This is a genomic window from Halorubellus litoreus, assembly GCF_037081675.1.
Classification (GTDB): Archaea; Halobacteriota; Halobacteria; order Halobacteriales; family Natrialbaceae; genus Halorubellus; species Halorubellus litoreus.
Genome location: NZ_JAZAQL010000003.1, coordinates 536,835 through 548,424 on the forward strand (window position 1 = coordinate 536,835; position 11,590 = coordinate 548,424).

9 protein-coding genes are annotated in these 11,590 nt (G+C 69.9%); 5 read left to right on the top strand and 4 right to left on the bottom strand.

Going from position 1 to position 11,590, the window contains the following annotated elements; translation table 11 throughout:
* Positions 1-114: 114 nt before the first annotated feature.
* Together VYJ16_RS17370 and VYJ16_RS17375 are read right to left on the bottom strand one after the other, a co-directional pair.
* On the bottom strand, positions 115-2,478 hold the full coding sequence (locus VYJ16_RS17370; protein WP_336351573.1) for an AAA family ATPase: 2,364 nt from the start codon (positions 2,476-2,478) through the stop codon (positions 115-117).
* Between the two features lie 174 nt (positions 2,479-2,652).
* The gene (locus VYJ16_RS17375) at positions 2,653-3,852 is read right to left on the bottom strand and encodes a sugar phosphate nucleotidyltransferase (protein ID WP_336351574.1); all 1,200 of its coding nucleotides are present in this window, start codon (positions 3,850-3,852) and stop codon (positions 2,653-2,655) included.
* A gap of 340 nt (positions 3,853-4,192) precedes the next feature.
* Here VYJ16_RS17375 and VYJ16_RS17380 point away from each other — a divergent pair, with 340 nt between their 5' ends.
* The 3 genes from VYJ16_RS17380 to VYJ16_RS17390 all read left to right on the top strand — a co-directional run bounded on the left by VYJ16_RS17380 (position 4,193) and on the right by VYJ16_RS17390 (position 5,826).
* Entirely contained in the window at positions 4,193-4,477 is a 285-nt protein-coding gene (locus VYJ16_RS17380; RefSeq protein ID WP_336351575.1) for a DUF7967 family protein, read from the top strand.
* Between the two features lie 108 nt (positions 4,478-4,585).
* A complete protein-coding gene (locus tag VYJ16_RS17385; protein ID WP_336351576.1) occupies positions 4,586-4,819 on the top strand; it encodes a hypothetical protein in 234 nt (77 codons plus the stop codon).
* Positions 4,819-5,826, top strand: coding sequence for a hypothetical protein (locus VYJ16_RS17390; protein ID WP_336351577.1), 1,008 nt, complete (start codon positions 4,819-4,821; stop codon positions 5,824-5,826). The genes VYJ16_RS17385 and VYJ16_RS17390 overlap by 1 nt, the downstream gene beginning before the upstream one ends.
* A gap of 84 nt (positions 5,827-5,910) precedes the next feature.
* On the opposite strand, the gene VYJ16_RS17395 is transcribed toward VYJ16_RS17390, so the two are convergent.
* The gene (locus tag VYJ16_RS17395; RefSeq protein WP_336351578.1) at positions 5,911-7,446 is read right to left on the bottom strand and encodes a hypothetical protein; all 1,536 of its coding nucleotides are present in this window, start codon (positions 7,444-7,446) and stop codon (positions 5,911-5,913) included.
* Positions 7,447-7,518: 72 nt separating this feature from the next.
* Positions 7,519-7,923, bottom strand: a complete 405-nt coding sequence (locus VYJ16_RS17400) for a CBS domain-containing protein (RefSeq protein WP_336351579.1) — start codon at positions 7,921-7,923, stop codon at positions 7,519-7,521.
* A 140-nt stretch (positions 7,924-8,063) separates the two neighbouring features.
* Here VYJ16_RS17400 and VYJ16_RS17405 point away from each other — a divergent pair, with 140 nt between their 5' ends.
* Together VYJ16_RS17405 and mutS are read left to right on the top strand one after the other, a co-directional pair.
* Positions 8,064-8,639 carry an SRPBCC family protein gene (locus tag VYJ16_RS17405; RefSeq protein WP_336351580.1) on the top strand — a complete coding sequence of 192 codons (576 nt, stop codon included), beginning with the start codon at positions 8,064-8,066 and terminating at the stop codon, positions 8,637-8,639.
* Positions 8,640-8,726: 87 nt separating this feature from the next.
* Complete coding sequence (gene mutS, locus VYJ16_RS17410; RefSeq protein ID WP_336351581.1) at positions 8,727-11,396, top strand: DNA mismatch repair protein MutS; 2,670 nt, start codon at positions 8,727-8,729, stop codon at positions 11,394-11,396.
* Positions 11,397-11,590: the final 194 nt, after the last annotated feature.

Consider the following 11,590-nt stretch of genomic DNA (forward strand, 5'->3'; position numbering starts at 1 on the left):
TTCCTCGGTAGGTGTCCGTTATCGACGGTAAATCGCTACTACTCGTGGGCTTCCGAACGGGTAACGCCCTTCATCTGCGCGCTATCGCGTCGGTACCTGAATCGCAGGCTCAGGTCACTGGAAGCCTGCGGGCGAGCTCGCGTCCACGGGCGGTTGTTCGTGGCGCGTCTCGTAGTGCTCGTAGCGCTCGCGGACGTCCGCCGGCACGCTCGGGTCGACGTCCGCGAACGCCGCTTCGAAGTCCGCGTGCGAGACGATGGGGCCGGGGCCGGTCTCGGGGTCGACGTCGTCGCCGACGGTCTCGAGGTACGCGCGCGTCGCTCGCGTCGCCGCTTCCCGGCAGATCGCTTCGATGTCGGCGCCGACGTACCCGTCGGTGCGTCCGACGAACGCGTCCAGGTCGACGTCCTCGGAGAGCGGCGCGTCCGCGGTCTGCACCTCGAAGATCTCGCGGCGAGCGCTCGCGTCCGGGACGGGGACGTGCACCTGGCGTTCGAGGCGTCCGGGCCGCAGGAGCGCGCCGTCGATGAGCTCGGGGCGGTTCGTGGTCGCGACGACGAGGACGTCCTCGAGGCCGCCGATGCCGTCCAGTTCGGTGAGTAACTGGCCGACCATGCGCTCGCCGACGCCGGACCCCGTCTGCTGGCCGCGCTCGCCCGCGATCGCGTCTATCTCGTCGAAGAGGACGACCGCTGGGGCGTTGTCTCGGGCGCGCTGGAAGACCTCCCGGAGCCGTGACTCGGATTCACCGACCCACTTCGAGAGGAGTTCCGGGCCCTGGATGGACAGCAGGTTGCATTCGGATTCGGTCGCGACGGCCTTCGCGAGCATCGTCTTCCCCGTCCCCGGCGGACCGTACAGGAGCACGCCGCTCCCGGTGTCGAGGCCCGCTTTCTCGAGGACGTTCGGGTACTTCAACGGCCATTCGACGGCTTCGCGGAGCGTGCGTTTCGCGGCGCCGAGCCCGCCGACGTCGTCCCAGGACACGGCGGGAATCTCCACGTGCATGTCCCGGAGCGCGGACGGGTCGGCGTCCTCGAGCGCCGCTTCGAAGTCCGCGCCCGTGACGACGGGGGCTTCGCGGACCGACCCGGTCGTGGTGTCGTTGTGCGCGCGCTGGAGTGCTCGCATCGCGGCCTCCTGAACGACGCTCGCGAGGTCCGCGCCGACGAACCCATGGGTGCGGTCGGCGATGGCGTCCACGTCGACGTCGTCCGCGAGCGGGACGTCGCGCGTGTGGACGTCGAGTATCTCGGCGCGGCCGTCGCGGTCGGGAACGCCGACCTCGACCTCGCGGTCGAACCGCCCGCCGCGGCGCAGCGCCGGGTCGATGGCGTCGGCGCGGTTCGTCGCAGCGATGACGACGACGCGGTCGGTCTGGTCGAGGCCGTCCATGAGCGTGAGGAGCTGGGCGACGACGCGCCGTTCGACGTCGCCGGCGGCGTCCGAGCGCTCGGGCGTGATGGCGTCGACCTCGTCGATGAACACGATGGCGGGCGCGTTCTCCTGGGCCTCCTCGAAGACGTCGCGGAGGTACTCCTCGCTCTCCCCGTAGTACCGCGACATCACTTCGGCCGCGGGCAGGGAGACGAACGTCGCGTCGACCTCGTTCGCGACCGCTCGCGCGAGCAGCGTCTTCCCCGTTCCGGGCGGTCCGTGGAGGAGGACGCCGGCGGGCGGGTCGACGCCGAGCTGTTCGAAGAGGTCCGGGCGCTGGAACGGCAGTTCGACGAGTTCGCGGACGCGAGCGAGGGCGTCGTCGAGCCCGCCGACGTCCGCGTACGTCGTCTCGGGTCGACGCGTGGTGACGGCGTTCGCGTCCTGTGGCGGCTGTACTTGCGCTTCCCCGCCGTCGCTCCGGGCTTCACGAGCGCTATCGCCTTCGGCGTGCCCGTGCCCGGGTGCGCCGTCGCTGTCGGCGTTCTCGCCGTCGTCTTCCGCGTCGGTCGTCGCACTCGGGTGGTTCGATTCCCCGGCGTGCGCGTACGACCGCACCTCCAGGTCGGTCCCTGGCGTGACGCGCACGACGCCGTCCGGGCGGGCGGCGGCGACGGCGACCGGTATCGAGCTCCGGTCGGGGGCGCCCTTGAACGTCGTTGCGACCGTGCAGCCGGGGGCGAGGACGGAGCCCTCGAGGTCGGCGAGCAGCGAGTGTTTGAACGAGGTGAGACTGGCGAAGGGCTCTTCGACGCCGACGAGCAGCGCTTCGGCGTCGACGGGCGTGGTCGTTGCGACGTCGACGACGTCACCGATCTCGACGCCGAGTTGCTCGCGGAGGGCCGCGTCGATGCGGACGATGCCGGCGCCTTCGTCGTCGGGGTAGCCCGGCCAGACGCGCCGGAGGATGGAGTCGTCGCCGTTCGTGAGTTCGACGAACTCACCGCTCAAGAGGTCCAGCTTGGACATCGCGGCGATGTCGACCGCCGCGAGTCCGTTTCCGACGTTCTCCTCGCGGAGCGGATGTACGGTAAGTTCCATGGTGTGTGTGATGGCCGGTTCGAGACCGGCTCGACGCTAGTAACGGACACTCGTTCGTCCGTTAGTTACACTCCGCCTAGCACACCACGGGTGGGAGTAGCGTGGGGCTGTTTCGACGGTAGGCGTCGAGAGAATGAGTCGTATACGGTCTGTACGGCGGGGAACGACCGTCCGTCAGCGGGTGTCGGCGGCGCGAAGCCGGGTTCCGGTGTCGACCGTCGCGTATCTGGGCACGACGACACCGGGGTCGACGTGGACGTCGTCGCCGAGGGTCGCGCTCTCTCCGACGACGACACCGAAGTCGGGGTTGGGCGTCGGTCGCGGTCCGACGTCCGCTTCGGCGTCGAGTGCGTCGGGGAGCTGCGTCGGTCTGACGACGTGCGTTCGCGCGCCGACGTCCGCGTTCGGACCGACGACGCTGTCGACGAGCGTGGACATCGACCCGACGGTCGCGCCCGACAGGAGGATGCACGACGATAGCTCCGTTCCGTGGCCGACGACGACCTTCGGGCCGACGTACGAGTACGGCCGCACGTACGCGTCGGCTTCGATGCGAGCGCCGGCGGCGACGATCGCGGGTCCTTCGACGACGGCGCCGTACGCGACGGATGCGCCCGGTTCGACGCGCACTGGGCCGTGGAGGCGCGCCATCTCGTCGACGGAGCCGTCGACGGTCTGTCCGGGCGACCGTTCGGCCCACTCGTCGAACGCGCGTCGGTTCGCGGCGAGCAGGTCGGCGGGGGAATCCACGTCCACGTGGTCGTCGACGACGACGGGCCGAAGGTCGTGTCCGGCTGCGGTCCGTTCGACGACCGCGGCGAGGTCGCGCTCCCCGGAGTCGTTCGTGGGCGGACGCGTCCAGTGCTTCGCTTCCGCGGGAAGCGACGCCGCACCGGCGTCGACGTACGCGCCGCTTTCGTCGTCGGCGAGGCGTTCGACGTCGAGCGGGCCGCCGTCGCCGACGACGACGGGGTCGGTCGCGGGTTCGTCGCGCGCTCGAACGCCGACTGTCGGAACGTTCGCGTACAGCGACCCGAGTGCCGCGTCGTCGTAGAGCGCGTCACCGGGGAGCACCACGAAGTCGCCGTCGAGGTGATTGCGGGCGACGACGAGCGCGTTCGCGGTCCCCATCGGTCGCGGCTGGAAGGCGTACGTCACGGGAACGCCGTCCACGGCGTCACCGAGTGCCTTCGCGAACGGCTGATAGTACGGTGGGACGACCACGACGAGGTCCGTCGCGCCAGCGGCGACCGCGCGACGCGCGACGTGAACGAGGAGGGGGTCGCCGCCGACGGGGAGAAGCGGTTTCGGGACGCTCGCGGACAGCGGTTCTAGCCGTTCCCCGTCACCTGCGGCGAGCAATACTGTCTGCATGGGTGCCTCTTTTCGACTACGAAGGCTTTGCTATGCGTCGACTAATCCATACCAACCAGTTACTGTATCGGCCGCGTCGGTGCTCCCCGACCCCTCAGATTCCCTGCATCAAGCGTTCCAGGGGTTGACCACGACCGTCGGGCAGTTCACGACCGTTGCACGCGCGCCGCCGCCGGTGCCGCGAGCGCGACCCGGAGCGGGTGAAAGCCGACGCTTGCGGCGAGGAGTAGGAGCCGCCTGCTGCTCGGTTCGCGGCGCCTGGCGTGCCGCGCTGTCGCCGTGAGTGGACTCGTCGCTGGTGCGCGACGAGTTGAAATGTCAGGCGCACCTAGTTGGAGTCATGTCTACCGCAGAGCCCGACACCGTCCGCACCTGGCTCGTCGAGCGCACGTACTCGGACGACGAACTGAACCTCGTCATCCTCACGTACGCCACGCCGGACGGGAAGCGGTACTATCGGAAGGAGCGCGCACTGACGTCGTTCACCGACGCGCCGGAGACGCCGGTCTCGGTCGCCGCCGACCCCGGGAACCTCGGGGACGTGGACGACCCCGATACCGTCGAGTGGTATCGCAGCGAGGCGACGCGGATGGCGGCCGAACACGACGTCGACGACGTCCTCTAGGCGGTCGCGAGCGACGTGGGCCGTTCGTGCAGCCGTGTTCAAGCGTCCCTATCGGGTCGCTACCGGTGGTATCGTGCTTAAGCCCACCCGGGACGTATCAATACACATATGATAGCCGAGATACGCCGTGCGAACCGCGACACGCGAGCGCAGTACGCGCTCATGATGCTGTTCGGTGGACTCTGCATACTCGCCGCGTTCGCCCCGCTCGGAGAGACCATCCGCATCGCGACCGTCGGGACGCTGTTCGGGTTCACCGCCGGCCTCTGGGTATCGCACCTCCTGCAGGTGCTCCGGCGCGCCGTCGACGAACGCGCGACCGCGACCCAGGTGAGAGCCTGATGGCCGTCCCTGAAGAGACGACAGCGGACCGCGACACCGGTACCGAGCACGAACCCACGGACGATGCGAGCGAGCCCCGAGACGCGACGACATCGCGGGACGAACCCACCGGTGGGTTCCTGACGAACGTCGAGTTCCTCACGGGCCCGAACCCGAACCTCGGGTCGTTCCTCCTCGTCGTCGGCATGGTGAGCATCGTGTTCATCGCGCTCTTCCAGCTGACGCTCCCGACGACCGTCGCGTACCTCCTCACCGCCGGCGTCCTGTTCGTCACCGTCATCAGCGCGCTGTTCGCGTTCCTCCTCGACGCCTTCGGGTACTTCGACCCCGTCGCGGCGCCCCCCGCGGACGCTCGGCGTGCGCGGGCTCGCGACGCCAGACCGTGGGTGCCAGCGACCAGCCCCGCGAAACCGCTCCCGCCGCTGTTGAACTTCGACGCCGAACTCCGCGCGTACGACGACATGTTCGACGGCGACCTTCCGGCGGCGTTCGACCCGTTCGTCGAGGACTACCGACGCCTGAAGACGAACACGCGGAACCGGCCGAGCATCGCGAGCGACCTCCGCGCCGACCTGAACCCCATCGGGACGCTGTTCGGACCCGGCACAGCGGGCGACCGGCTCTACGAGGACATCTCCGAACGGCTCTTCAGGTACATCGACGCGGATCGCGAACTCGCGACCGTCGACCGAGTGACCTTCCGCGACGACGACGGCGCGGAGACCGACGTCGCGGCGCTCGCGGGCGGCCTCGGTCGCGTCGAAATCGTCGTCGCGAACGAGGGCGAAGGAGTCGACGCGGTCGCAGTCGTCGAGTTCCGGGACGCGTCCGGCTCGGTCGTCGCCAGCCGAACGTGCGACGCCGGCTACGTCGCACCCGGCGCCAGTCGAACCGTCGACGCGGACGTGTTCGTCCCCGCGGACGCCGTCCGCGCGACCACCCGACTCCAGGCCACCGAGGTCCAGGGACGCGACGCCCGCCGGAGTCCGCGCGTCGTCGGCTCCTGACCGTCGAACGAACGTCGCTTCTTCCCCCGAACCCCGGCGACCGCCGTCGCCAGGCGAATCCAACCGCTACCTCGCGTCCCGCCGCTACGTCTGCTTCTGCCACGTGAACTCGTACGCGTCGCCCTCGAACCGGAACGTCGTAGCGGTCGCCTCGTAGCCCGTGACGCGCTCGGGCCACCGGTCGGTGGTGTCGAGCACGACCCGGTCGGCGTCGTCGACGAACGCGAGCGTGTTCCGGAGGGCGCGATAGTAGCGACGCATCACCTGCTCGGGGAGGTATCGGGTGCCGTCGGACGCGGCGTCGACGCGCTCCAGGGTGGCGGTCACGCGCTCGCTCCGCTCGAAGTCGGCGTCCGGCGGCTCCGTCGACACGCGGACGACGTCGCCGTCGACGGTCGCGCTCGCGTCGTCCGTCGGGACGACGGTTCGGTCCGGGCCGACGAGTTCGACGAGCGCCGCGCCGTCGCCGCCGTCAGGCCCGTAGCCCGCGACCAAGCCGTACGTGCCGCCGCCGAGCCAGCCGACGCTCCCGCCCGGCCCGTAGTACTCCGGGTCCGGTAGCGCCTCGCCGTGGTACGCGTTCAGTACGTACTGCTTCCCGGTCCCGGGCGCGAGGGCGCGGCAGTCCGCGGTGTGGTAGAGCGGCGCGACGTGGAACCACTCGCCGCCGTCGAGCTTGAAGAGGTTCCAGTGCCCGCACTGGGCGGTCTCCCGCGACCGGTTCGCGGCGACGAACCGCACCTGGACCGGGAGCCGTCCCTGCTCGACGTCCGGCTCCACGACGACGGGCGTCGTCGCGTCCGCCTCGTGGTACCACGTCGGCGTCCCGTCCCCGGGCATCGCCGGCACCGACCGACCCTCGAACGCGGACGGCTCGACGCGGCCCGGACGCCCGGTCTCCCACGTCGCGAGCGCGAACCCGAAGTCGTGCCCGTCGAACTCGTACACGCCGCGTCGTGGGAACGCCTCCGTACGGTCGGGGTGCCCGACGACGTGGTACTCGCCGAACGCGAACTCGCCGGGCTCCAGTCGCCGGACGCCCAGGCGCCAGTCGTCCATCCGCGTCGCCGTCCACCGGCCGTCGTCCGCACGCTCGACGCTCGGCGGGTCCTCGAACGCGGGATGGTTCGTCGTCGGCACCAGGAACCGGCGTCGCTCCCAGTTCGACCCGAGGCGCTCGCGCGGCCGACCGAGCTCGTGTGGGACGTCGCTCTCGGTGCGCCCGAACGCGGGGAACGTAGCGAGGTCGAACGGCTGCTCGTAGTCGCTGTCGTTCACGAGCCACGCGCGCAGGGTCGCGGGCGACGACGCCGTCGCAGTCCCCGCGAACGAGACGGAGAACCGCCCGCCGTCGTCCGTCCGCGTCCAGTGGTGCGTCAGGCACCACGTCTCGGGCGCGACGTCGAGCTCGACGAACGCCTCCATCGATTCGGGTGGTTCCGGACCGCCGCCGTCGTCGTCGGTCGTCGTCCCGTCGACGGACGACGCTCCGTCCGTGACGGTACCGTCAGCGGTTGTCCCGTCGGTCGTGGTCGCGTCGGTCGTCGCGTCGTCGGTCGTGGATGCACAGCCCGCGACCGTGGTCGTGGCCAGGGCTGCGAGGAGGGCGCGGCGTCTCACACGCGACGCGTCAAGCCCCGTCGGTAAGGGCTTTCCGTAGGTTCAAAACGCGATTGCAGCCAGCGGCCGAACTCAGGCCGGACTCGGGTTCCGCACCGAGGAGACGTACGCGGCGAGGTCCGTCGTCGTGATGATACCCATCGGGACGCCGTCGTCGCCGACGACCGGCAGGTGATGGATGCCGGCTTCGATGAGGCGGTCGGCGACCTGCTCGATGGGTTCCTGCGCGTCCGTCGTCAGGACGTCCGTACTCATGTACTCGGAGACGGGCGTCTGGTCCTTCGGCTTGCGTTCGGCGACGATCTTCACGAAGTCGGTCGTCGTGAGGATGCCCTCGAGGCTGTCGTCGTCGTCGACGACGAGCACGCTCCCGATGCCCGCTTCGAGCATCATGTTCGCGGCGTCCTCGACGAGCGTGTCCGGCGAGACGGTCTTCGGGTCTGACGTCATGAGTTGCGCGACGAAAACGTCGTCCATACCCGACGTTACTCGGTACCCGCTGAAAAACCGTGCGGAACCGCCGCGGCGTCGCGGGGCGTCGCGGCCGTCGACGTCGCGAGGCCGGGCGGCGGCACGCCGTCGCGCGTGCGGTGCCGACGTGGTTGCGAGTAAGGTTCATGTCAGCGCCGTCCTTGCGTCCGCTCGTGACGGTCATCGAGGTGTCCACGACGGTCGACGTCCCGCCAGCGGCGGCGTACGCGTTCGTGCTCGACTTCGAGGGGCACGCGGACTACAGCGAGTTCGTCAGGGACGTCCGCCGCCGCGGCGACGGCGGCGTCGGCACGCGGTTCGACATCGAACTCTCGTGGTGGAAGCTCTCCTACACGTTCCCGACGCAGGTCACCGACCTCGACGAACCGAACCGCATCGGGTGGCGCACCCCGAACGGCCTGCACGCGCGCGGCGACTGGCAGTTCGACCCCGTCGACTCCGAGACGGACGGCGGCGCGGCGACGACCGACGAACCCGCTCCCGACGACGCGGCCGCGACGTCGACGCGCGTGACGCTCCGCGCCGAGTACGACCGCTCGCGGTCGCGACTCCCCCGCCTCCCACCCCTCGTGTCCGTCGACGACGTCCTCAACCGACTGAAACCGGTGGTGCGTCGAGAGGCCACGAAGGTCTTCGAGCACGCCATCGCCGACCTCGAAGGGGAACGCCGGCGGGTCACGCTCGACGTCGACGTGTACTGACGGTGAACACGCTCTCCTGGTTCGCTTCCGGTGGATTGCTGACGGGGTTCCGTGAGGTTCTTCCCGTCCGGTACCGGAGTCGCGTGCATGGAATCGGCGCTGGGGCCGCCCGCGGAGATGGCGGAGATAGCCGAGGAGTTGACGCCGATGATGAGTCAGTACTTCGAGCTGACCGACCGGTACGACGACGCGCTCGTCTTGTTCCAGGTCGGTGACTTCTACGAGGCGTTCTGCGATGCGGCGCGCGCGGTCTCGCGGACGTGCGAGGTGACGCTGACGAAGCGCGAGGACAACACGGGCCGGTACGCGATGGCTGGCATCCCCATCGACAACGCCGAGAGCTACATCGAGCGCCTGCTCGACGCCGGGTATCGGGTGGCGGTCGCGGACCAGGTGCAGGATCCCGAGGAGACCACTGGGGTCGTCGACCGCGCCGTTACCAGGGTGGTGACGCCGGGGACGCTCACGGAGGACGAACTCCTCGGGGGTGCGGACAACAACTTCGTCGCCGCGCTCGCCTCCGGGTACGGGCTCGCGGTGCTGGACGTGTCGACGGGCGACTTCTACGCGACGAACCCGACGTCGCCCGCCGCGGTCGCGGACGAGATCGGGCGGTTCGGGCCCGCGGAGGCGATCGTCGGGCCCGAGGTGTCGGCGGACGCGTTCGACGCGGACTGCATGGTGTCGCCGTACGACGAGACGGCGTTCGAGCGCGACGCCGCCGCGGAGCGCGTCCGCGAGTACTTCGGCGACCCGGATACGTACGGCCTCACCGACGCCGAGGTCCGCGCCTGCGGCGCGCTCCTGTCCTACGCGGAGTACACGCGCGGCGGTGGCGCCGCGGCGACCGGCGAGATACCCGAAGACCCGAGCGAGGCGGACGAACGCGAGCGCCTCGGGTACCTGAATCACCTGACGCACTACGACCCCCGCGAGTACGTCGTGCTCGACCCGACCGCGCTCGAATCCCTCGAACTCTTCGAGCGCCGGAGCGTCCGCGGCGTCGAGGGCGCGACGCTCGCGGGCGTCCTCGACGAGACCGCGAACGCGCTCGGTCGCCGTCGACTCACCGAGTGGCTGCGTCGTCCACTCCTGGACCGCGAGCACATCGAGCGCCGGCACGACGCCGTCGCCGAACTCAAGCACGACGTCGTCACGCGCGAAGCCCTCCACGACGCGCTCCGGGACGTCTACGACCTCGAACGGCTCATCTCGCGAGTGTCGCGGGGGCGAGCGAACGCGCGCGACCTCCGGTCGCTGAAGGACACGCTCGACGTCGTCCCCGAGTTGAAGTCGACGCTCGCCGACGCCGAGAGCGACCTCCTCGTCGACGTCCGCGAGGGACTCGACGTGCTCGAAGACGTCCGCGACCTCGTCGGGAGCGCCATCCGCGAGGAACCACCAATCGAGGTGACGGAGGGCGGCGTCATTCGCGAAGGGTACGACGCGGCCCTCGACGAGTTGCGGGCGACCGAGCGCGACGGCAAGCAGTGGATCGACGACCTGGAAGCCAGGGAACGCGAGCGAACCGGCATCGACTCGCTGAAGGTCGGACGCAATCAGGTGCACGGGTACTACATCGAGGTGACGAACCCGAACCTCGATTCGGTCCCGGAGGACTACCAGCGACGGCAGACGCTGAAGAACTCCGAGCGGTTCTACACGCCGGCGTTGAAGGAACGGGAGGACGAGATCCTGTCGGCGGCCGAGCGCGCGGACGCCCTCGAGTACGAGCTGTTCCGCGAGGTTCGGGCGTCAGTCGGCGAGGAGACCGAGCGCGTGCAGGGGGTCGCGGACCGCGTGGCGCGACTGGACGTCCTTGTGTCGTTCGCGGACGTCGCGGCGCGCTACGACTACTGTCGCCCCGAGTTCTCGAAGACGGGGGTCGACGTCGAGGCGGGCCGGCATCCGGTCGTGGAGCGAACGCAGGAGTCGTTCGTGCCGAACGACGTGCACTTCGACCGCGAGGAGTATCTCGCGGTCGTCACGGGCCCGAACATGAGCGGGAAGTCGACGTACATGCGGCAGGTAGCCTGTATCTGTATCATGGCGCAGGCGGGGAGTTTCGTGCCGGCGGCGTCCGCGGACCTTCGCGTGTTCGACCGCGTGTTCACGCGTGTGGGCGCGAGCGACGACATCGCGGGCGGCCAGTCGACGTTCATGGTGGAGATGACCGAGCTCGCGGACATCCTCTCGGAGGCGACGCCCGAGTCGCTCGTGCTCCTCGACGAGGTGGGTCGTGGGACGAGTACGACGGACGGGCTCGCTATCGCGCAGGCGGCGACGGAGTACGTCCACGACGAGGTGCAGGCGGTGACGTTGTTCGCGACGCACCACCACGAGTTGACTGCGGTCGCGGACGACCTTCCGGGCGCGTTCAACCTGCACTTCGCGGCGACGGAGACGAGCGACGAGGTCCGGTTCGACCACTCCGTGTCGCGGGGCGCGGCGACGGCGTCGTACGGCGTCGAGGTGGCGCAGGCGGCAGGCGTGCCGGAGTCGGTCCTGGAACGGTCGCGCGAGTTGCTCGCGGCGAGCGAGTCCGTCGACGAGGGCGAGGTGCCTGCCGTCGGTCCGGACGTGGAAGGGTCGGCGCCGGCGTCGGACGGCGAGCACGCGACGCTCGACGAGTTCGCGTCGGTGTCTGCGGGCTCGGAGGCGGTGGCGCGGCGGCTTCGCGAGGTGAACGTCGCCGACACGACGCCGATGGAGGCGCTTGCGTTACTCGACGAGTTCAAGCGCGAACTCGACGACTGAGCGCGTCTACCGAACTGGTTGGGTACAGGCGACTTTTCCGATGGCGCTGTAGTCGTAGTTGCATCACCTCACCGGGGCAGCGATGCACGCTCCGGCCGACCGGTGACACGGGGCAGTCGACGGGCGACTCTCCGGACGGTCGGAGTGCCCACCTCGGCCGGAATCAGGAGCAACGAGTCCAGCACATGGCAAAC

Coding starts and splice junctions, on each gene's coding strand:
- VYJ16_RS17385 (WP_336351576.1), top strand. CDS start 4,586: ATGATAGCCGAGATACGCCGTGCGAACCGCGACACGCGAGCGCAGTAC.
- VYJ16_RS17390 (WP_336351577.1), top strand. CDS start 4,819: ATGGCCGTCCCTGAAGAGACGACAGCGGACCGCGACACCGGTACCGAG.
- VYJ16_RS17375 (WP_336351574.1), bottom strand. CDS start 3,852: ATGCAGACAGTATTGCTCGCCGCAGGTGACGGGGAACGGCTAGAACCG.
- VYJ16_RS17380 (WP_336351575.1), top strand. CDS start 4,193: ATGTCTACCGCAGAGCCCGACACCGTCCGCACCTGGCTCGTCGAGCGC.
- mutS (WP_336351581.1), top strand. CDS start 8,727: ATGGAATCGGCGCTGGGGCCGCCCGCGGAGATGGCGGAGATAGCCGAG.
- VYJ16_RS17370 (WP_336351573.1), bottom strand. CDS start 2,478: ATGGAACTTACCGTACATCCGCTCCGCGAGGAGAACGTCGGAAACGGA.
- VYJ16_RS17400 (WP_336351579.1), bottom strand. CDS start 7,923: ATGGACGACGTTTTCGTCGCGCAACTCATGACGTCAGACCCGAAGACC.
- VYJ16_RS17405 (WP_336351580.1), top strand. CDS start 8,064: ATGTCAGCGCCGTCCTTGCGTCCGCTCGTGACGGTCATCGAGGTGTCC.